This window comes from Amycolatopsis sp. NBC_01307 (assembly GCF_035975215.1).
Classification (GTDB): Bacteria; Actinomycetota; Actinomycetes; order Mycobacteriales; family Pseudonocardiaceae; genus Amycolatopsis.
Genome location: NZ_CP108403.1, coordinates 9,034,450 through 9,052,573, shown reverse-complemented (window position 1 = coordinate 9,052,573; position 18,124 = coordinate 9,034,450). Strand labels below are relative to the sequence as shown.

Sequence of the window (18,124 nt, the reverse complement as noted above, 5' to 3'; positions counted from 1 at the left end):
TTCGCCGGGCCACCCCAGACCACCGGGGTGGCCCAGCCTCGTGGTGCCCGCACGAAAGAGGCCAGCATGATCACCGAGCACGACGGGTCCTCACTGGCTACCCGCATCACCACCCACCTCGCCCGCCCCGACATCCGCGCCATCCGAGCCCGCGCCGAAGCCACCGGCGGCTGCCTGCAACCCGTCCACCTCACCGGACACCGGACCGTCACCGAGCGCGCCACCGGCCGGATCCTCGACCGCACCGCCGGGGTCGTCTACGCCCCGTGCGGCAACCGCCGCGAATCCGTCTGTCCCGCCTGCTCCGACCGCTACGCCGCGGACGCCTTCCACCTCATCCGCGCCGGCATGACCGGCGGCAAGAGCATCCCCGAGGACGTCGCGGACAAGCCGCGGCTGTTCGTCACCTTCACCGCCCCGAGCTTCGGCCCCGTCCACTCGCGGCGGACCACCCGCACCGGGCGCCGCATCCCGTGCTCGTGCGGGGAGTACCACCACGATGCCGATACTCGAGTCGGCACCGCGCTGAACCCGCAGACCTACGACTACAACGGTGCCGTGCTCTGGCAGGGCCACGCCGGGGACCTGTGGCACGCCTTCACCGTCCGACTGCGCCGCGAGATCGCCGCCGCCGCCGGCTACCGCGCCAAGGACTTCCCCGCCCTTGCCCGTCTCTCCTACGCCAAGGTCGGCGAATACCAGCGCCGCGGCCTCATCCACTTCCACGCCGTCATCCGCCTGGACGGCCCCGAAGGCGCCCACGATCCTGCCCCCGCGTGGGCGGACAACCGGCTGATGGAGCACGCCGTCCGGGCCGCCGCCGCGCACACCCGCGTCACCCGCACCTACCTGATCGACAAGGTCGCCACCGAGTACGCCTTCACCTGGGGTGAACAAGTCGACGTCCGGCCCATCCGCCCCGCCCACGCCGCGATCATCGAAGACGGCGGGGAGATCTCCGACCGCGCGCTCGCCGGCTACATCGCCAAGTACGCCACCAAGGGCACCAGCACCAGCGAGGTCCCCGACCGCCCGGTCCGGTCCGAACGCGCCATCGCCGCGCTGGACGTCCACCCGCACCACCGGCGCATGATCACCGCCGCCTGGGACCTCGGGGCCTCCGGGGACCTGGCGTTCCTGCGCAAGTGGGCGCACATGCTCGGGTTCCGCGGCCACTTCCTCACCAAGTCCCAGCGCTACTCCGTCACCTTCACCGCCCTCCGCGGCGACCGCCGCGCCTACCAGCACCTCGTGACGCTCGAAGCCGCCGGCACCCACCCGGACGCGGTGCTGGTGGTCAACGACTGGTCCTACACCGGCAACGGCTACCGCCACCACGAAGAACGCGAGATCGCCGAAGCGATCTACGAAGGAAAACGCCAGCAGCGAAAGGAGAACTTGGTTGCGCTGAAGGAACAGGCCGCGCCGGGCAGGTGATCCTCACCCGGCGTGGCCCGCCGCTCCAGCTAGCGCCCCTTCGGCCAGACGGTGTTGAGGATCGCCAGCCCGAGCGTCATGACGATCACGAAGGCGCCACCGCCGCTGATGATCGCCGTCGGGGGCTTGACACCCCCAGCCCAGGCCAGCAGGCCAACGATCCCGCTCATGAAGAGGGAGAGCATGGCGATGACGCTGATCCAGAGGACGAGGAGGCGCTGGTCGATGTGGTCCTTCCGCGGCGTACTCATCCCTGCTCGCCGTCGTCCGCCGCGTCCGAGTCTTCGCCGTCACCCTCGGTGGCGTGCACGGGGGCGCCACTGGCGAGCTGCGCAAGTTCGGCGGGAGTCGCCTTGGACAGGCCGATCATGAAGAGGTTGTTCGCCCGCTGCCGGAGTTCTTCCAGACCCTCCACGAGGTACTTTCCCCGGCGGGGCGGGAGCCCGTCCCGCTGAGCGCGGCCGCTGTCCGCCGCTTCGAGCATGTCGAAGTCGGCGTGCAGTTCCTTCACGGCCTTGCGGATCTTCAGCTGGATAGATTCGACCGGGTCGTCAGAACCGCCGCCACCGTTCGCACCTCGGGGGTACAGCTTGTAGCGGATATCATCGTCCGTCAGGGGCGCAGGCTCTCCATCGGAGCCGTTCTGGACTTCGCCGTCGGCGTCAATCACGACCGGTGCATCCCCGTCCCGGCCGTCTTCAATGATGCGTCCGAGCTGCCGGATTCCCACCTCCGTGCCGAGCATGTCCTGGAGAACGTGGTGCACCTGGCGCCGGTCGGCGTTGCGCCCGAGGTCGTTCCGCGGGATTCGGAAGGTGCCGTGGTACGCGCCGTAGTAGAGCGCGCGGAGGGCCAGTTCGATCCCGGCCGGGCCGGGCAGGCCGTCGTCCTCCGCGAGTTCGGCGAGGGCGTCTTCTTCGAGGTCCTCGACGTCGTGGCCGCTCGGTCGGGTCAGGTGCTTTCCGGCGATCAGGGCTCCGCTGGCCATGACCTTGGTGATCTTGTCGACGGCGACCTTGAGCTTCTTGTCACCGAAGCGCAGTTCGCGGGCCGTGAGCTCGACAGCCAGGGGCAGTTTCGACTTGCGCCTGACCTGGACGCCGGCGCGCACGGTGTCGCGGGCGAGCACGAACGCGATCGGCTGCCGGATCGCCCGGTGCACCTTCGGCTCGGAAGTGGCGAAAAGATAGATCAGCTGGGCAAAGCGATCTTCGCGGTTCTCTGCGAGACCGAGGGTTTCCACTTCGTCCCGGGGCATGTCGCCCGTGAGCCAGCGGTGTTCGTCGATGGTGATTACACCGCTGCTGAGCGCAGAGGCGAGGCAGTCGTCTGCCATGGTCGCGTCCCGGTCGGACGGCTTCCAGTCGGTCTTGACGTTGATGTGCTCCTGCGCAACTTTCGCTTTGACCGCAGCGCCGAGATCGGGGGTGTCTCCCTCGTCGGGATCGAACCCGACGATCAGGATGAACTCCACAGTGGCCACCCGGGCCTTGGCGAGCTCGTTGTCCGGAACAGGCCCCGGCGACCTCACCGCCTTGTTGACCGATTCGATCAGCTCACGGATCGACGTAGCGCCCTTCGACAGCGTGTAGAGAATGTCGTCGGCGCTAAGACCGAGGAGTTCGAGTGCGTGGCTGGCCCGGCTGGAGCCCTCGCGGATGATCGGATAGGCAATCGACTTCGAGCCGTCACCGAAGTTGACCTGGGTCATGATGCCGAAGGGCGCGTCCATGATGCCCTGCTCACCGATCGGCGGGTGCAGGTCGTTGGCCTCGCGGGTCTTGTTCATCGCGTCGTCGAGCTGCCTGGCGAGGTCGCCACGCGTCGCGGCGTCGATCTGGAGTTCGGCGGGGCTCAGGGGCCGCGGCGCGGAGACGCGTTCGAAGCTAAGGACGTCCATGGTTCCGGTCGACAGAGCCAGCTGGTACGGGTAGGAACTCGCGTTCCGCGGGTTCGCCGGGTCGGGAATCAGCCGGCCCATCCAGGCGAGTCCCCTGAGGTAGCGCAGCTCGCCACCGGTGATCCGCATCCGCTGGGGGTTGGCCACCTGCGGCAGAATTTCTTCCGGGTTGACCCAGAAGGACGACATCGCGCCCGCCCCCAGGTCGCCCATGCCGAGGTGCTTGCGCGCCGCCCGGCTGAGGGCGCGGTTGATGCTGGGGTCCGGCAGATCCGGCAAGGTGCGCACCGGGCGCAACATCCGGGTCTCTTCTCCGACGACGCTCGTCGGAGGGGTGTTCGGGTAAGCCATCGTGCTACTCCTGCTGTTTTCCCGCCACGGGGGCACTCGCATCCCGCGGATAGTCCACGCGGGAGCCGGGAACGCAGCCGACCCTCGCTTCCTCGCTTGAGCGGATCTTTGCCCGTCGCACTTGGAGCGGCTCGAAATCCATTGCCGTGACGTCGGGACGACCTCCGGGAGTCGGCTCGCAAGCCGTATTCCTCACTGGGTCATCCACACCGCCTCATGGGTCTGCGTGCCCTTGAGTGCGGAACCTCACGACGCGGATGTCGCGTCAAGTGAAGTTATACGCCCGTTCGCCGACGGCCCACGCAACGGGGTCCGATCGCGGCGATTCCCAGGGCAAGCTGCGAGGACTACTCGAACATGAGTTCGATTCTGTATCGATGAGTTCAGCTCGGCTAAAGACGAGCTCAGCAGTCTCATTCGTTCAGCTCACGAACCTGAATTCGTTGGACCGCAAGAAAAGCCGAAAGGAGAACCCGATGAGCAGTCGACTTCTGTCCATTGAGGACCTGTCCGAGCACCTCGGCATTCCGATCAACACCCTGTACAAGTGGCGCACCAAGGGCTACGGCCCCGCCGGCCGCCGGATCGGCAAGTACGTCCGCTACCGCCCCGAGGACGTCGACGCCTGGATCGAAGCCCAGGGGACCGCCTGATGGGCCGCCCGCCGCTGCCGATCGGCACACACGGCAAGATCCGGACGATCGAGGAGTCCCCAGGGAGCTTCCGCGCACGGTGCCTCTACCGAGACTTCGACGGCAGGACGTACGAGGTTGCCCGATTCGGCTCGACCGCCACGAAAGCGGAGATCCGGCTAAAGGAGGCCATTCGCGACTGGGTGGCTCCTGTGGACGCCAAACAGGAAGTCACCTCGGAGTCCGGGCTGACCGAGGTCGGGCGGAAGTGGCTTCTCGAACTCGAGAAGGATGCCGAGAAGAACTACAAGAGCTGGGGCACCATCGACACCTACCGGAACCGGTTCGAGACGATCGTCGTCCCGGCCGTCGGCGAGTTGCGGATGCGGGAGGTCGACAACCCGAAGGTGGGCGTGCCGGCGTTCGACCGCCTGTGCCGGCGTGTCCGCGACGAGTCCAGCATCAGCTCAGCAAAAACCGTTCGCGCCATCCTGTCCGGGCTCTCCGCGTTCGCCGTCCGCCACGGCGCCCTCGACGCGAACCCCGTACGGGAGATCGGCCGTTTGGAGAGCAAGAAGGCCAAGCACCAGCGGGCGAAGCCACGCGCGTTGACCGCCGACGAGGCCATCGACTTGCTGAGCAAGTTGGACACCGACCAAGCGGCCATTGCGGAAGACCTGCCGGACCTGGCGCGCTTGTTCCTCGCCACGGGCGAACGGACCGGGGAAGGGCTCGCGGCGCACTGGCCGGACTTCGACGAGGAACGCCGGTTGCTGGTCATGGCTGGGAACGTCATTCGCGCGAAGGGCCGTGGCAAAGTCCTCAACCGCGGCAAGACCCTGAACGCGGACCGCGACATCCCGTTGCCGGACTGGTGCGTTGCGATGCTGGTTCAGCGCCGGGCGACCGCGAAGAACCTCGACGGACCGATCTTCCCCAGCAGCACCGGCACGGTCCGCGAAGCGTCCAACGTGCGCAACCGCGCATGGCGCCCGTTCGTGGCTCGCGCCGGCTACGAGTGGGTGACCTTCCGGACCTTCCGCAAGACGGTCGCCACCCTGCTCGACGACGCCGGCCTGACCGCTCGCCAGATTGCCGACATCCTCGGGCATGCGCATCCGTCGATGACTCAGGACGTGTACATGGGGCGCGGCACGGCTAGCCGCCGGGGTGCGGATGCGCTCGGATCGACCCTGAGGCCGAACCAGTAAACCGGGAGTATTCCGGCCGGATGATCTTGATCCGATCGAGCGCAAGTCACTGACCTGGGCATTTTGGTGGGCCGCCTGGGGCTCGAACCCAGAACCTACGGATTAAAAGTCCGCAGCTCTACCAATTGAGCTAACGGCCCGTGCTACCAGCTTAGCCGGGGCCCGCTCAGCCGCCCTCCGCGGGTGGATCAGGCCGCCTGGAAGGTCAAGACTGGTCTTGGCCGGCGGTGGTGCTCATGATGGCGTCCATGCCTGATGACGCCGGTTCGCTGCTGATCCTCACCGGGCCGCCCGGGGCCGGGAAGTCCACCGTTGCCCAGTCGGTCGCCGCGGGGGCGGCGCGGCCGACCGTCCACCTGCACACCGACAGCTTCTACGTCTGGATCCGGACCGGGTTCGTGCCGCCGTACCTGCCCGAAGCCGCGCGGCAGAACGAGGTCGTGCTCGGTGTGCTCGCCGACGCCGCCTGTGGCTACGCCCGTGGGGGTTATGACGTCGTCCTTGACGGCATCGTCGGGCCGTGGGCTCTTCAGCCGTTTCGCGACGCCGCCAAGCGGGACGGTCTGGACCTGTTCTACGTCGTTCTACGACCGAGTCTGGAAGTGACCCTCGCGCGCGGGACCGCTCGTGAAGGCCGGGAGCTCACCGAGGTCGAGCCCATCAAGGGGATGCACGGCGCGTTCGCCGCGCTGGGTGAGCTCGAGCGGTTCGTGCTGGACACTTCGGAACAGAGCGTCGAGGAGACCGCGTCCGCCGTGCGGCACCGGGGCCGCACGGCGAACTTCGCGCTCTGACGCTCCCTTATGGACGGATCAGCACGTCACGTACAGGCCCGTGTACGCCGTGCACTTCTTCGATGCCACGTCGTTGGCCGTGTTCGGGTCGGCCGGGGTGCTCGCCGCGCGCTGGGCCGTGGCCGTGAACGCGCCCCAGGCGAGGATGCCGCCCTCGGACGTGAACTTGGCCGTCGCCGAGGCGCCCGGGGCGAGGGTGCCGATCGTGCAGCTCAGCGTCGCGCCGGTCTTGGTGCAGCCGGTCGTCGAGACGACCGAGCGGTTCGCACCCGGGTTGACCGTCACGCGGACGCCGGTCGCCGAGGCCGGGCCGGTGTTCGAGGCCGTGACCACGTAGTCGACGCGGGCGAACACGCCGATGCGCGGGGTGGCCGTCAGCGCGACCTTGACGTCGGCCTTCGGCGCCGCCGTGATCGTGACGGCCGGGCCGTCCTCGACGCCGAACGCGTAGTTGTCGCCCGCGAACTGGTGCTGCAGCGTGAACTGGCCGCCGGCGGCGTCGTCCTTGACCTTGAAGGTGAACGTCACCGACCCGCTCTCACCCGGGCCCAGGTCACCGACACCGCCGCGGTAGCTGCTGAAGTACGGCCCGCACGGCGCGATCGAACCGGTGCACGACACCAGGTCCACCAGGTCGACGATCGGCGTTTCCTTGGTGTAGACCGCCGCTTTCGCCCCGGTGACCGTGAAGTCGGTCGGGTTGTAGAGCTGCTCCGTGACCGTGAACGTGTCGCCGGCGTGGAGGCTCGTGTCGCTGACGTCGATCGCGCTGGCGGGCGGGGCCGCGGACGCGACCGCGGGTGCCGCCAGCATGACCGCCGCGGCCAGCGCGGCCAGAACGGCGGCTCTTCGACCGGTTCGCTCCATAGTTTGTTCTCCTGTTTCCGAACCGAAGGGTGCCGCTCCGACCGGTGGGGACTGGTACCGCGCAGCAGGTGACGAAGATCAGATCGCCGCTCCCGAAGATTCGTTACCGGGTCCGCGAAACCGTGTCTGAACTGGGCTTATCGGCCGTTGCCTGGTCACCGGCCGCCGCCGCGAACCGAAATTGTCGTACCCCTCTGGCACGCTCCGCACATGACCGAACACATCGTCTACGGGAGGCGGCTCACCGGTGAGCGCACCGAGCTGACCCAGGTCGCGGGCGAGCTGCAGGCTCTGACCGAGACCGTCGACTACTACCGGCGCACGTTCGAGCTGAAGTGCGCCGGCCTGGCTCCGGCGCAGCTGTCGGAGCGCTCGGTATCACCGTCGACGCTGTCGCTGCACGGGCTGCTGAGGCACCTCACCGGCGTTGAACGGTGGTGGTTCCGGATCCAGTTCGCGGGCGAGGACGTCCCGAACCTCTACACCTCCGACGACGACCCGGACTTCGAGTTCACCGTGCTGGATGGCGACGTCGAAGAGGCGTTCGCCCTGTGGCACGCCGAATGCGAGCGGTCACGGGCGATCGTCGCGGCGAGCACAGTGGACTCGACCGGCACCCGGATCAGCACCGGCACGCCGTTCACCTTGCGCTGGCTGATGTTGCGGATGGTCGGCGAGTACGCGCGCCACTGTGGACAAGCCGACTTGATCCGCGAACGGGTCGACGGCGTGACGGGCGAGTGATCAGGCTTTGCGAAACCGAAGGAGGAGACCGGACACGAGCGGAACGACGATCCAGCAGGCGTAGGCCCACTGCGTGAAGAACGCGACCGGGATCGACACGGCGAAGGCGGCGATCATCACGCCGGACCCGCGGTAAGTCCTGCCGAAGAGCTCCGGCGGGGTGTCCGTGCGGTACAGGTGGTGACGCTGGATCTGCCAGACCATCAGGAGGAACGCGGACATAGCGATGACCTGCACGATGGCGTAGAAGACGAAGCGGAATTCGAACGCGCCGTCTCCGCCGATCACCTTCGTGGCGAAGGGCATGATCACCTGCATCAGCAGCCAGCTGAAGCTGATCCTGATCAGGCCGGCGTTCACCGTGGTGACGTGCTCGAACAGGCGGTGGTGGGCACGCCAGTGGCCGCCGATGACGGCGAAACTGATCAGGAAGGAGACGTATTCGGACTTGTGATCGCCGAGTGAGCGCAGCAGCTCGGTGCCGGTGATGCCCTCCGGCAGCGGCAGCTCGAGCGCGAGCAGGGTGATGGCGATGGCCACGACGGCGTCGGAGAAGAAGACGAGCCGCTCGGCGGCGAACAACCGTTCCTCGGATGCGGCGGCGGTGTCTTCGCCGGGTGTGGCGTCACTCATGGACGGAGAGCGTGCCAGACGCGACCGGACGACAGCGGCGGAGGTCGACTGACGCGGTCGGTAAGCCACCGTCGCGTCACCGGACGACCTGCCTGGGTGAGGCATGCCCACGCTCTTCGGCTGGGCCGCCTCGGTGAGCCCACTCGCCTCCGGCTGGGCCGCCTCGGTGAGCCCACTCGCCTCCGGCTGACGCGGCTCGGTGGCCCACGGTGACGGCGACTCGCCTTGGTGAGGCGCGCCCGCGGCTTCGGCTGGCTTTGCCCGGCGAGGCACGCTCCCGCCGACGGCTCACCGCCTGGCGAGGCACGCTCTGGCTCTCGGCTCACCGGCTTGGCGAGACATGGCCGCGCCCTCGGGCTTACCGGCCTGGCGAGGCACGTTCGCGCCTTCGGGCTTACCGGCCTGGCGAGCGACGCTCGCGTCTCGGCTGACCGGCTGGCGAGGCGAGGCACGCTCGCGTTTCGGCTGACCTGCCCAGCGAGGCGAGGCATGGTCGCGCCTTCGGGTGACTGCCCTGCCGGGCGGGAGGTCGGATGCGTGCGATGCTGGCGCTATGACCGTCGACCCTGATTCCGGGCTGTTGTCTCCGGTGCGGGCCGGGACTCCGGCTGAGACGTCGACCGGTGATGAAGCCTGGCTGCGCGCCATGCTCGATGCCGAAGCGGCGCTGGCGAGGGCGCAGGCTCGGCTCGGCACCGTGCCCTCGGCGGCCGCGGATGCGATCACCGAGGCTGCGGGCAACGCTCGGATCGACGTCGTCGAGCTGGCGCGGGGGTCGCGGGCGACCGCGAACCCCGTCGTCGGGCTGGTCAAGGCGCTGACGTCGGCCGTTGGCGCGATCGCGCCCGACGCCGCCGAGTACGTGCACCGTGGCTCGACCAGCCAGGACATCTTCGACACCGCGATGATGCTGGTCGCCGACCGGACGCTGCGTCCGCTCGCCGACGACCTCGACGCCACGGCTGAGGCGCTGGCCGACCTGGCCCGTGCGCACCGGGACACGGTCATGGCCGGCCGCACTCTGACGGCGCACGCCGTGCCGACGACGTTCGGGCTCAAGGCCGCGGGCTGGCGCCGGCTGGTGCTGGATGCGGCGGCCCGAGTCCGGCGCGTGCTGGACGGTGGGCTGCCGGTCTCGCTGGGTGGCGCGGCCGGAACGCTGGCGGCGTACGTCGAGTACGCGCGTCTCGCCGACGCCGAGCGTGCTGACGGAGGGCTTGACAACGGCGGGCATGCCGCTGGCGTGCCCGCCGACGCTGGACCTGCCGGTGCCGGGACTGCCGGTGCGGTGCCGGCCGCTGGCGTGCCTGCCGACGCTGGACTCGCTGACGCGAGCGTGGCCGGCGGCGGGGCTGCGGGCACCAAGCCTGCGGGCGTCAGCGCGGTCGACGGCGGGTATGCGGAGCGGCTGACTGCGGCCTTCGCCGAGGAGACCGGGTTGGCCGCACCTGTGCTGCCTTGGCACTCGCTGCGGACGCCCGTTGTGGACCTTGCCGGTGCGCTGGCCTTCACGGCCGGTGCGTTGGGGAAGCTGGCGGTCGACGTCGAGACGCTTACCCGGACCGAGCTGGGGGAAGTCGCTGAGCCGGCCGCGTCTGGGCGGGGTGGGTCTTCCGCGATGCCGCACAAGCGCAACCCGGTGCTGGCGACATTGATCCGCTCTGCCGCGCTGCAGGTGCCCGTGCTCGCTGCTGGGGTCACGCAGTCAATGCTGGCTGAGGATGAGCGTTCGGCCGGGGTTTGGCATGCCGAGTGGCAGCTCGTCCGGGAGTGTCTGCGGCTGACCGGGGGTGCTGCTTACACGGCCGTCGAGTTGGCGCGGGGGTTGACCGTGCTGCCTGAGCGGATGCGGGACAACTTGGCGTCGACGCATGGGCTGATCGTTTCCGAGCGGTTGTCGGCTGTGCTCTCGCCGCTACTTGGGAAGGCGGCGGCCAAGGAGTTGCTCGGTGAGGCGTCCCAGCGCGCGGTTCGTGAGGACCGGCCGTTGCGCGAGGTGCTGGACGAGCTGCCTGCGATCACCGGTGTGCTCACCCCGGCGGCGCTCGACGGCCTTCTCGACCCGGCCGGATACACCGGCGCGGCGGCCACGCTGGTCGACCGTGCCCTGGGCGACGGCGAACCGGCGGGCGACGCAGCGGACGCGGGCGGCAAAGCTGCAGCCACGACGGCCGACAAAGCCGCGGGCAGCGACGCGTAATAGCGGACCTCACCTGGTCGCGTGGGCGGGCTCAGGGGCCCGACCTGCGTCGGAAGGTTCGTGAAAATACTTTGAACCGCCTCCGTGGAGTGTCCGTGTAGTGGGTATCAGGCAGCCGCACCGAGCGGCGGACAATCCCAACGGACACAAGGAGAACTTCCATGCTTCGCACGCGCATCGCCGTCTCCGTCGCCGCTGCGGCAGCCGGGCTGGCAGTGCTCACCGCTTGCTCGGGCGCCGAAACCGCACAGCCCGTCATCGCTCCGGCGGCGGCTGGTGGCACCGGCGGCGGCCAGCTGGGCAACGCGGCCCCGGCGTCGAACGAGTCGAAACTCGTCGTCGCCGATGTCGCCGCTGTGGGCCAGGTACTGACCGACCAGAACGGCATGACCCTCTACCGCTTCGACAAGGACACGGCCAAGCCGCCGAAGTCCAATTGCGACGGTGACTGCGCCAAGGCCTGGCCGCCGATGCTGGCCACCGGGGACGTCCAGGTTCAAGGCGTCGACAAGAGCCTCGTCGGGAAGGTGACCCGGACCGACGGTACCGAGCAGATCACCGTCGGCGGGTGGGCGCTCTACCGCTACGCCAAGGACGCCAAGGCCGGCGACGCGACCGGCCAGGGTGTCGGTGGCGCCTGGTACGCCTCGAACGCCAAGGGTGGCAAGGCCGGCCAGCAGGCCGCGACCGGGACCGGCACCGAAGCCGGCGTCGTGAAGCTCAGCGCCACCAAGATCGACGGCCTCGGCGACGCGATCACCGACCAGAACGGCATGACGCTCTACCTGTTCACCAAGGACACCAAGAAGGCCAAGACGTCCGCCTGCAACGGCGACTGCCAGAAGACCTGGCCGCCGGTGCTCTCCAACGGCAAGGTCGAACTGCAGGGCATCGACTCGAAGCTGCTCGGCAGCATCAAGCGCGCGGACGGCACCGAGCAGGTCACCATCGGCGGCTGGCCCGTCTACACCTTCTCGAAGGACCTGAAGCCGGGCGACGCGAACGGCATGGGCGTCAACGGCACCTGGTTCGTCATCGAGCCCGCCGGCTGCAAGCTCGGCACCAACCCCGCGACCGCCGCCACCAGCCAGGCTCCGGCCAGCAGCGGCGGTACGGGGAGCAGCAGCTCCAGCGACTCGGGTGGCTACAGCTACTGACCACCCGAACCCACTGATCTAGTGCGCGAGGCCCGGCGGACGCTCTTCACGAGCGACTTCCGGGCCTTGCTCGTTGCGGTCACGACGCAGGAACGGCCGGCGACGACGGGGCGCCTCGGTGTCCGCGACGGCGACGCGGTCGCGGTCGGCGGCGGAACCCTCGACAACCGGGACGCGTTCGGTCACCCGGTCGTTGTCGACGACACGGTCGGTGCGCTGCTCGACGACGGTCGGCTCGTCGGCCACCTCGTCTTCCTCGGGCACGAGAATGGTGCGGCGGGCCGGCAGGACGGCGATCAGCAGACCGAGCGCGGCGACACCGAGGTGCAGCCAGGTGTCGGCGGGGCCGAGGTCCATCGGGTTGCCGGCGTTGGCGAAGGGGTTGTTCGAGATGAGGCCGTCGATCATCAGGCCCCACACGAACAGGGCGCCGTAACCGATGAACAGCAGCCAGCCGAACGTCCGGGCGCGGCCCGAACCGAACGCGAGCAGCAGGCCGACCACGCCGGTGACGACGCGGACGAGGCTGGTCAGGGGATTGCCGGAGAACCGCCACAACCCGGCGTCGTGGTGACCGGCGAAGTTCCCGACGCCCGTCCTGGTGAATCCGATGATGCCGACGATGATGAACGCGATCCCGGCCAGTCCGGCCAGTACCTGCGCCGGCTGCAGGCCGCGAACCCGGATGCGTGCGCCTTTCGCGTGAGCCATGACTCCAGTCCTTCCCAGCATGTGGTGACGACTGTCACCGCACCCAGGTACCCCGCGACCACTGTGCGCGAAACGAGGCGAAAACCCCCAGACGTCCGATCACTGGCCCCACACCGATGACAACGATGTCGGAAATCGCCGGACCGTCCTCAGTGGACGGTGAACGGCTACTGGTCGGTGTCGGCGAGCGCGCCGCGCGCGCCCGAACGCGGCAACGGCCAGGGCTGCACGCCGCCAGTGGTCTCGACCTGTCGGCCGACCGGGCCGGGAGCCGTGCTGTGCGCGCCGATCCACGCGAGGACGTCGGGGATCTGGGACTTGAAGGTGTTCATGTTGTGCCCGGCATCCGGGATCTTCCACGACGAAAACCGCAGTGGCGGCCGGGCCGCGTTGCGGATCTGGTCGATCGCAAAGCTTTCGTAGCTCTCTTTGTCGCCCGCGATGGCCAGGATGTCCACCGGCGACGGGTGCAGGCGCACGTTCAGCCGGACGTTGTTGGCGTCGTTGATGTCCTGCCGGCCGTGGAAGAGGTCCTCGGTCTCGGAATCGACCTGCGCCTTGTCGTAGCCGCTGACACTGACCGCCTGTCCGTACCACTGCGGGTGCCGGGTCACGAGGTTCATCGCGCAGTACCCGCCGGACGACCAGCCCGCGATCGTCCAGGCCCGGCGGTCGGGCGCCGCGCCGAGCTTCTGCAGCGCCCAGTCCCGCAGGTCCGCGGTCAGGTAGGTGTCGTTCGCGGTGCCGTTGACCTCGTCGACGCATTCGGTGTCGTGGCCGACCTTCGGGACGCCGGTCGGGTCCGGCACGATCACCACCGTCGGGGGCAGCACGCGCTTGCCGATCGCCGCGTCCAGCTGCTCCGGCAGGTGGTAGCCGGCGGTGACGACCTCGGGGCCGGACGGGTAGTTCGGGATCCACTCGACCACCGGGAACTTGAGCTCCTTGAAGCCCGCGTCGAAGTACTGCGGCGGCAGGTAGACGGTGACGTCGCGGGTGATCTTGGTCCGGCGCCCGGTCACCTTCATGTGGACGACCGTGCCCTTGCCCTCACGGGCGTGCGCCACCGCGGTGTCCCGCAGCTTCTCGAGGTCCTCGCCGTTCTGCGCCGCCTCGGCGTCGGTGCCCGGCGCGGAGTAGACGCCGGTGCCGAGCAGCGAGCCGACCGTCGGGAAGAACCCGCCGATCATGTTGCCCGCCATGCCGGTGGAGACGACCAGGAGGACGACCGCGAGCAGGATCGTCGCGCTGCGCCACAGCCGCTTGCGCTTCCAGCGGTCCCAGAACCACGGCACCGCGATGATCGCGAGCAGCGTCAGCACGACCACGATGATCATGTTGACCGGCGAGTCCAGCCGGATGCTGCTCAGGTGCATGGGACGGGTCCTTCCAGGCGGGCAAAACGCGCGCCCGGACAACGGGACTCGCGTATATAGCACGTTTGACCCACCACCTGCGTTGCGGCCCTGTGAGTTCCGTCATAGGGCCGCAACGCCTCGCGCACTCAGCGCTCTCTCAGGAATTCACTTCGCGAAAGCCCGCGACAGCACGGAGATCGCCTGCGTGATCGCGCCTTCGGCGGCGTGCGTCTCGCGCATCGAGTTCACCATCACGAAGTCGTGGATGATCCCCTGGTACCGCACGGCCGTGACGGGCACGCCGGCCTGACGCAGCTTCGCCGCGTACGCCTCGCCTTCGTCGCGAAGGACGTCCGCCTCGCCGGTGATCACGAGGGCCGGCGGCAGCCCGGCGAGCTCCTCGAGGGACGCGCGCAGCGGGGACGCGGTGATCTCCGCGCGCTGAGCCGGGTCCGTCGTGTACTGGTCCCAGAACCACTTCATGCCCTCGCGGGCGAGGAAGTAGCCCTCGGCGAACTCCGTGTACGACGCGGTGTCGAAGTTCGCGTCGGTGACCGGGTAGAAGAGCACCTGCTGCCGGAAGGTGACGTCGCCGCGCTGCTTGGCGAGGATGGTGAGCGCCGCGGTCATGTTCCCGCCGACCGAGTCGCCGGCGACGGCGATGCGCGTGGTGTCGAGCCCTTTCTCGGCCCCGTGCTCGGCGACCCACTTCGCCACCGCGTAGCTCTGCTCGATGGCGACCGGGTAGCGCGCCTCCGGCGAGCGGTCGTACTCCGGGAAGACGACGGCCGCGCCGGTCCCGACAGCCAGCTCGCGCACCAGGCGCTGGTGGGTGTGGAAGTCACCGAAGACCCAGCCCGCGCCGTGGACGTAGACGATCACCGGCAGCGGACCCTCGACACCCGCGGGGCGGACGATCCGGGTCTCGACCTCACCGGTCGGCCCGCCGGGCACGGTCAGCACCTCGATCTCGGCGGCGGCCATGGCGATCTCGCCGTCCTGGACGCCGTCGACGGCCTTGCGACCTTCCTCCGGCGGCAGCTGGAACAGGTACGGCGGCTGGTCGGTGGCCTCGGCGAACGCCTGCGCGGCCGGTTCCAGAGCGATGTGGTGCGGGTTGGCGGTCATCTCTGCCTCCTCGGGGCGGGTGGAGCAAGCTGATGACTTAAAGGTAGCTCTCAACTGAGTTGTGCACAACTTAATGACGCTCAATGAGATCAGGGGCACTTAAGTTGCCACGCACCACCCGATCGGGGACCATGGAGAGTTACGAGAGAGGAGGCCGCCATGACGGAGAACGGCTCACTGCGCCTGGACGACCAGCTCTGCTTCGGCCTTTACTCGGCGTCCCGCGCGGTGACGTCGCTGTACCGGGTCGTCCTCGCGGAGCTCGACCTGACCTACCCCCAGTACCTCGTGATGCTGGCGCTCTGGGAGCAGGACGACCGCCTGGTCAAGGAGCTCGGCGCCGAGCTGAACCTCAACTCCGGCACGCTGTCGCCGCTGCTCAAGCGGCTGCACGCGGCCGGGCTCGTGCTGCGCAACCGGCAAGTCGACGACGAGCGCGCGGTCATGGTCAGCCTCAGCGACGCCGGGAAGGCGCTGCGAAAGAAGGCCGTCGGCGTCCCGGACGCGATCGGCGACGCGATGGGCCTCGACGCAGCCGGACTCGCCCGGATGCGCGGCGAACTCGACCGTTTGACGGCGTCCGTGAACGCCTATCGGGAGGCGTTGTCCCCGGCGTGATCAAGGCGTCGGCCTGGGTGGTTAGCATGGGCCACGAAGCAGGCAGGGGACGCGAATGATCAACCACGACGACGCGCTCAAGGCCGTCGAGAGCAGTCTCGACCGGCCCTCCGCCGCCCGGATCTACGACTACTTCATCGGCGGGAACACGAACTACGCGATCGACCGCGCGTTCGCCGAGAAGGTCCGCGCCCGGCTGCCGCTGATGGGCGAGTACTGCCTGACCAGCCGCCAGTTCCTCGGCCGCGCCGTGCGGGAGTGCGTGCGCGCCGGCATCCGCCAGTTCGTCGACATCGGTTCCGGGCTGCCGACGGCGGGCAACGTGCACGAGGTCGCCGACGAGACGCGCGACGAGCTCGACACCCGCGTGCTCTACATCGACAACGAGCCCATCGCGCTCGCGCACTCGACGCTGCTGCTCGCCGACACCGCCGACCCGGAGCGCCACCACGCGATCGCGGCGGACTTCCTGCAGCCCGAAGACCTCTGGGAGCGGGTGGCCGCCTCGGCCATCATCGACGTGCGGCAGCCGGTCGCCCTGGTGATCAACGCCGTCATGCACTTCATCAAGGACGACCGGAACCCCGACCGGCTGCTCGCCTTCTACCGCCGGAAGCTCGCCCCCGGGTCGCTGCTGGTGCTGTCGCAGATGACCAACGAGAACCCGGTCAACGACGACGAGCGGCAGGCCCTGATCGACCTGCTCGAGTACTACGAGACCACGACCAACCCGGGGTTCCTGCGGCCGATGGCCGAGTTCGAGCGCTTCTTCGGCGGCTGGCCGATGCTGGAGCCCGGGCTCGTCTACGCGCCGGCGTGGCACCCGGACGACCAGACCGTGTTCGCCGGTTCGCCGTCCGAGTCGCGGGTGATCGGCGGCATCGCCCGCAAGCCCTGATCCACCCGGCTTCCACCCCCGGGTTGACGCTCCGGGGCGCCGGCGCGAGCACCGTGGTGTCCACGCACCGCGGAAGGGACGCTCGTGAACAGCTCGGTCAACATCCTCATCGGAATCGTCGTCGTGGCCTGGATCCTGTGGCGCCAGACGCAGAAGCGCCCGGTCCGGGAGGATCGCAAGCCGACCGTGCTGCTGATCCTGCTGGTGCTCGGGGTGCTCCAGCTGAGCTCGTTCTTCAAGTCCGCGTCGTCGACGGCCCTGGTGATCGGCCTGCTCGTCGGCAGCCTGGTGCTGGCCGCGGGGTTCGGCGTGGTCCGCGGGTACACCGTGCGGCTCTGGCGCCAGGACGGGCAGCTGTTCCGCCAGGGCACCTGGCTCACGATCGTGCTGTGGCTGGCCGGGATCGGTGTCCACATCGGACTCGACGCGCTGATCGACAGCAGCGCGAAGGGCCTGGGCAGCGCGTCGATCCTGCTCTACCTGGCCGTTTCGCTGGGCACGCAGCGGCTGGTCGTCCAGTCGCGCGCGAACCACGCCGTGCGCGTCTAGGACGCTTCGCGCAGGCCTTCCAGGACGTCGAGGACGGCGCTCTTGCCCAGGTCGACGGCCTTGTGCAGGACCTCGGGATCGCGTTCCAGCACCGCCACGTCCGGTGCGCCCATCGGCGGCCGGACGCTGAGGATGCGCGGGTCGGTCGCGAGGATCTCCTCGTCTTCGACGTCGCGGCGGTAGGTGTCGTGCCAGGCGGTGATCGTGCCCGGCGCCTGGCGGCGCAGGAACCGCGGCACGACGACGTCCTGCACCCGCGGCGGCCGCACCGGCAGCTCGTCCATGCGGCGGGTGCGCAGCACCAGCACATCCGTGGCGTCCTGGGCGAGCGCGGTGCGGAACGGGATCGGCTCGGCCACCCCGGCGTCGACGAACCGGCGCCCGGCCATCGGGATCGGCGGCCCGGCCAGCACCGGCATGCAGGACGACGCCGCGAGCGCGACCTTGATCGCGTCGACGTCGTCGAGGAAGGGGTGCAGGTCGGTGGACTCGCCGGTGTCGGCGTCGGTGGCCAGCGGGTGGAACGTCACCGAATTGGCCAGGATCGCCGGGAAGTCCATCGGCTCCAGCACCGAATAGACCTGGTGGACGAGGTATTCGAGGTCGATCACGGCGCGGCCGCGCAGGGTGTGCAGCGGGTTGATGATCCGGCGCATGACCACCGGGTTCCACCAGGTCCGCACGCCGGTCGAAGAGCGGCCGCAGAGCAGCCAGGCGCCGTTCAGCGCGCCGGCCGACGAGCCGTAGACGGCGTCGAACGCGGGCGTGACGCCCAGTTCGTCCAGCGCCAGGACCATCCCGCTCGAGTAGGTGCCGCGGCTGCTGCCGCCCTCGATGGCCAGCGCGAGGCGCCGGCCGTCCGTGCGTTCGCCCGGGACACTGCCGGTCGCCAGCCGTTCGGAGATCAGTTCGAGTACCGGGTGCACTCCTCCCATC

Annotated in this window: 18 protein-coding genes and 1 tRNA gene; 10 read left to right on the top strand and 9 right to left on the bottom strand. The window is 69.1% G+C overall.

Features of this window, described 5'->3' with window-relative positions; genetic code table 11:
• Window positions 1-66 precede the first annotated feature (66 nt).
• Window positions 67-1,437: a replication initiator gene (locus OG439_RS40280; protein ID WP_326945727.1), complete on the top strand. Its 1,371-nt coding sequence runs from the start codon at window positions 67-69 to the stop codon at window positions 1,435-1,437.
• A gap of 29 nt (window positions 1,438-1,466) precedes the next feature.
• On the opposite strand, the gene OG439_RS40275 is transcribed toward OG439_RS40280, so the two are convergent.
• Window positions 1,467-1,688 carry a hypothetical protein gene (locus OG439_RS40275; RefSeq protein ID WP_326945726.1) on the bottom strand — a complete coding sequence of 74 codons (222 nt, stop codon included), beginning with the start codon at window positions 1,686-1,688 and terminating at the stop codon, window positions 1,467-1,469.
• A complete protein-coding gene (locus tag OG439_RS40270; RefSeq protein WP_326945725.1) occupies window positions 1,685-3,688 on the bottom strand; it encodes a hypothetical protein in 2,004 nt (667 codons plus the stop codon). Before OG439_RS40270 ends, OG439_RS40275 begins: the two co-directional genes overlap by 4 nt.
• Window positions 3,689-4,164: 476 nt before the next feature.
• On the opposite strand from OG439_RS40270, the gene OG439_RS40265 reads away from it, so the two are divergent.
• Together OG439_RS40265 and OG439_RS40260 are read left to right on the top strand one after the other, a co-directional pair.
• Complete coding sequence (locus OG439_RS40265; RefSeq protein WP_326945724.1) at window positions 4,165-4,341, top strand: helix-turn-helix transcriptional regulator; 177 nt, start codon at window positions 4,165-4,167, stop codon at window positions 4,339-4,341.
• Window positions 4,341-5,531 (top strand): tyrosine-type recombinase/integrase, encoded by a 1,191-nt coding sequence (locus OG439_RS40260; protein ID WP_326945723.1) that lies wholly within the window; start codon window positions 4,341-4,343, stop codon window positions 5,529-5,531. Before OG439_RS40265 ends, OG439_RS40260 begins: the two co-directional genes overlap by 1 nt.
• Window positions 5,532-5,595: 64 nt before the next feature.
• Here the strand turns inward: OG439_RS40260 and OG439_RS40255 are convergent.
• A tRNA-Lys gene (locus OG439_RS40255) sits at window positions 5,596-5,671 on the bottom strand.
• Window positions 5,672-5,779: 108 nt separating this feature from the next.
• Between OG439_RS40255 and OG439_RS40250 the strand changes: the two genes are divergently transcribed.
• Window positions 5,780-6,325 carry an AAA family ATPase gene (locus OG439_RS40250; RefSeq protein ID WP_326945722.1) on the top strand — a complete coding sequence of 182 codons (546 nt, stop codon included), beginning with the start codon at window positions 5,780-5,782 and terminating at the stop codon, window positions 6,323-6,325.
• 18 nt (window positions 6,326-6,343) lie between these two features.
• On the opposite strand, the gene OG439_RS40245 is transcribed toward OG439_RS40250, so the two are convergent.
• Window positions 6,344-7,192: a hypothetical protein gene (locus tag OG439_RS40245; RefSeq protein ID WP_326945721.1), complete on the bottom strand. Its 849-nt coding sequence runs from the start codon at window positions 7,190-7,192 to the stop codon at window positions 6,344-6,346.
• Window positions 7,193-7,402: 210 nt separating this feature from the next.
• Here OG439_RS40245 and OG439_RS40240 point away from each other — a divergent pair, with 210 nt between their 5' ends.
• Window positions 7,403-7,936, top strand: a complete 534-nt coding sequence (locus OG439_RS40240; RefSeq protein WP_326945720.1) for a DinB family protein — start codon at window positions 7,403-7,405, stop codon at window positions 7,934-7,936.
• Here the strand turns inward: OG439_RS40240 and OG439_RS40235 are convergent, their stop codons facing one another.
• Complete coding sequence (locus OG439_RS40235) at window positions 7,937-8,674, bottom strand: TMEM175 family protein (RefSeq protein ID WP_326951738.1); 738 nt, start codon at window positions 8,672-8,674, stop codon at window positions 7,937-7,939.
• A gap of 448 nt (window positions 8,675-9,122) precedes the next feature.
• Between OG439_RS40235 and OG439_RS40230 the strand changes: the two genes are divergently transcribed.
• A complete protein-coding gene (locus OG439_RS40230) occupies window positions 9,123-10,769 on the top strand; it encodes a class-II fumarase/aspartase family protein (protein ID WP_326945719.1) in 1,647 nt (548 codons plus the stop codon).
• 161 nt (window positions 10,770-10,930) lie between these two features.
• On the top strand, window positions 10,931-11,926 hold the full coding sequence (locus tag OG439_RS40225) for an SCO0930 family lipoprotein (RefSeq protein WP_247060090.1): 996 nt from the start codon (window positions 10,931-10,933) through the stop codon (window positions 11,924-11,926).
• 18 nt (window positions 11,927-11,944) lie between these two features.
• Here OG439_RS40225 and OG439_RS40220 read toward each other — a convergent pair whose 3' ends face one another.
• The 3 genes from OG439_RS40220 to OG439_RS40210 form a co-directional block, all read right to left on the bottom strand.
• Window positions 11,945-12,637, bottom strand: a complete 693-nt coding sequence (locus OG439_RS40220) for a DUF4383 domain-containing protein (RefSeq protein ID WP_326945718.1) — start codon at window positions 12,635-12,637, stop codon at window positions 11,945-11,947.
• A gap of 167 nt (window positions 12,638-12,804) precedes the next feature.
• The gene (locus tag OG439_RS40215; RefSeq protein ID WP_326945717.1) at window positions 12,805-14,013 is read right to left on the bottom strand and encodes an alpha/beta hydrolase; all 1,209 of its coding nucleotides are present in this window, start codon (window positions 14,011-14,013) and stop codon (window positions 12,805-12,807) included.
• A 147-nt stretch (window positions 14,014-14,160) separates the two neighbouring features.
• Window positions 14,161-15,123, bottom strand: coding sequence for an alpha/beta hydrolase (locus OG439_RS40210; RefSeq protein ID WP_326945716.1), 963 nt, complete (start codon window positions 15,121-15,123; stop codon window positions 14,161-14,163).
• Between the two features lie 159 nt (window positions 15,124-15,282).
• Between OG439_RS40210 and OG439_RS40205 the strand changes: the two genes are divergently transcribed.
• The 3 genes from OG439_RS40205 to OG439_RS40195 all read left to right on the top strand — a co-directional run bounded on the left by OG439_RS40205 (window position 15,283) and on the right by OG439_RS40195 (window position 17,188).
• The gene (locus OG439_RS40205) at window positions 15,283-15,741 is read left to right on the top strand and encodes a MarR family winged helix-turn-helix transcriptional regulator (protein WP_326945715.1); all 459 of its coding nucleotides are present in this window, start codon (window positions 15,283-15,285) and stop codon (window positions 15,739-15,741) included.
• A 55-nt stretch (window positions 15,742-15,796) separates the two neighbouring features.
• Complete coding sequence (locus OG439_RS40200; RefSeq protein ID WP_326945714.1) at window positions 15,797-16,639, top strand: SAM-dependent methyltransferase; 843 nt, start codon at window positions 15,797-15,799, stop codon at window positions 16,637-16,639.
• Between the two features lie 84 nt (window positions 16,640-16,723).
• On the top strand, window positions 16,724-17,188 hold the full coding sequence (locus OG439_RS40195) for a hypothetical protein (protein ID WP_326945713.1): 465 nt from the start codon (window positions 16,724-16,726) through the stop codon (window positions 17,186-17,188).
• Here the strand turns inward: OG439_RS40195 and OG439_RS40190 are convergent.
• Window positions 17,185-18,123 carry a patatin-like phospholipase family protein gene (locus OG439_RS40190; RefSeq protein ID WP_326945712.1) on the bottom strand — a complete coding sequence of 313 codons (939 nt, stop codon included), beginning with the start codon at window positions 18,121-18,123 and terminating at the stop codon, window positions 17,185-17,187. The two genes, OG439_RS40195 and OG439_RS40190, sit on opposite strands and share 4 nt — an antisense overlap.
• Between the last annotated feature and the right edge of the window lies 1 nt (window position 18,124).

Bases quoted from the DNA above. Each gene is read 5' to 3' on its own strand.
- OG439_RS40280 (WP_326945727.1), top strand. From the start codon at position 67: ATGATCACCGAGCACGACGGGTCCTCACTGGCTACCCGCATCACCACC.
- OG439_RS40275 (WP_326945726.1), bottom strand. From the start codon at position 1,688: ATGAGTACGCCGCGGAAGGACCACATCGACCAGCGCCTCCTCGTCCTC.
- OG439_RS40270 (WP_326945725.1), bottom strand. From the start codon at position 3,688: ATGGCTTACCCGAACACCCCTCCGACGAGCGTCGTCGGAGAAGAGACC.
- OG439_RS40265 (WP_326945724.1), top strand. From the start codon at position 4,165: ATGAGCAGTCGACTTCTGTCCATTGAGGACCTGTCCGAGCACCTCGGC.
- OG439_RS40260 (WP_326945723.1), top strand. From the start codon at position 4,341: ATGGGCCGCCCGCCGCTGCCGATCGGCACACACGGCAAGATCCGGACG.
- OG439_RS40250 (WP_326945722.1), top strand. From the start codon at position 5,780: ATGCCTGATGACGCCGGTTCGCTGCTGATCCTCACCGGGCCGCCCGGG.
- OG439_RS40245 (WP_326945721.1), bottom strand. From the start codon at position 7,192: ATGGAGCGAACCGGTCGAAGAGCCGCCGTTCTGGCCGCGCTGGCCGCG.
- OG439_RS40240 (WP_326945720.1), top strand. From the start codon at position 7,403: ATGACCGAACACATCGTCTACGGGAGGCGGCTCACCGGTGAGCGCACC.
- OG439_RS40235 (WP_326951738.1), bottom strand. From the start codon at position 8,674: ATGCCTCACCCAGGCAGGTCGTCCGGTGACGCGACGGTGGCTTACCGA.
- OG439_RS40230 (WP_326945719.1), top strand. From the start codon at position 9,123: ATGACCGTCGACCCTGATTCCGGGCTGTTGTCTCCGGTGCGGGCCGGG.
- OG439_RS40225 (WP_247060090.1), top strand. From the start codon at position 10,931: ATGCTTCGCACGCGCATCGCCGTCTCCGTCGCCGCTGCGGCAGCCGGG.
- OG439_RS40220 (WP_326945718.1), bottom strand. From the start codon at position 12,637: ATGGCTCACGCGAAAGGCGCACGCATCCGGGTTCGCGGCCTGCAGCCG.
- OG439_RS40215 (WP_326945717.1), bottom strand. From the start codon at position 14,013: ATGCACCTGAGCAGCATCCGGCTGGACTCGCCGGTCAACATGATCATC.
- OG439_RS40210 (WP_326945716.1), bottom strand. From the start codon at position 15,123: ATGACCGCCAACCCGCACCACATCGCTCTGGAACCGGCCGCGCAGGCG.
- OG439_RS40205 (WP_326945715.1), top strand. From the start codon at position 15,283: ATGACGGAGAACGGCTCACTGCGCCTGGACGACCAGCTCTGCTTCGGC.
- OG439_RS40200 (WP_326945714.1), top strand. From the start codon at position 15,797: ATGATCAACCACGACGACGCGCTCAAGGCCGTCGAGAGCAGTCTCGAC.
- OG439_RS40190 (WP_326945712.1), bottom strand. From the start codon at position 18,123: ATGGGAGGAGTGCACCCGGTACTCGAACTGATCTCCGAACGGCTGGCG.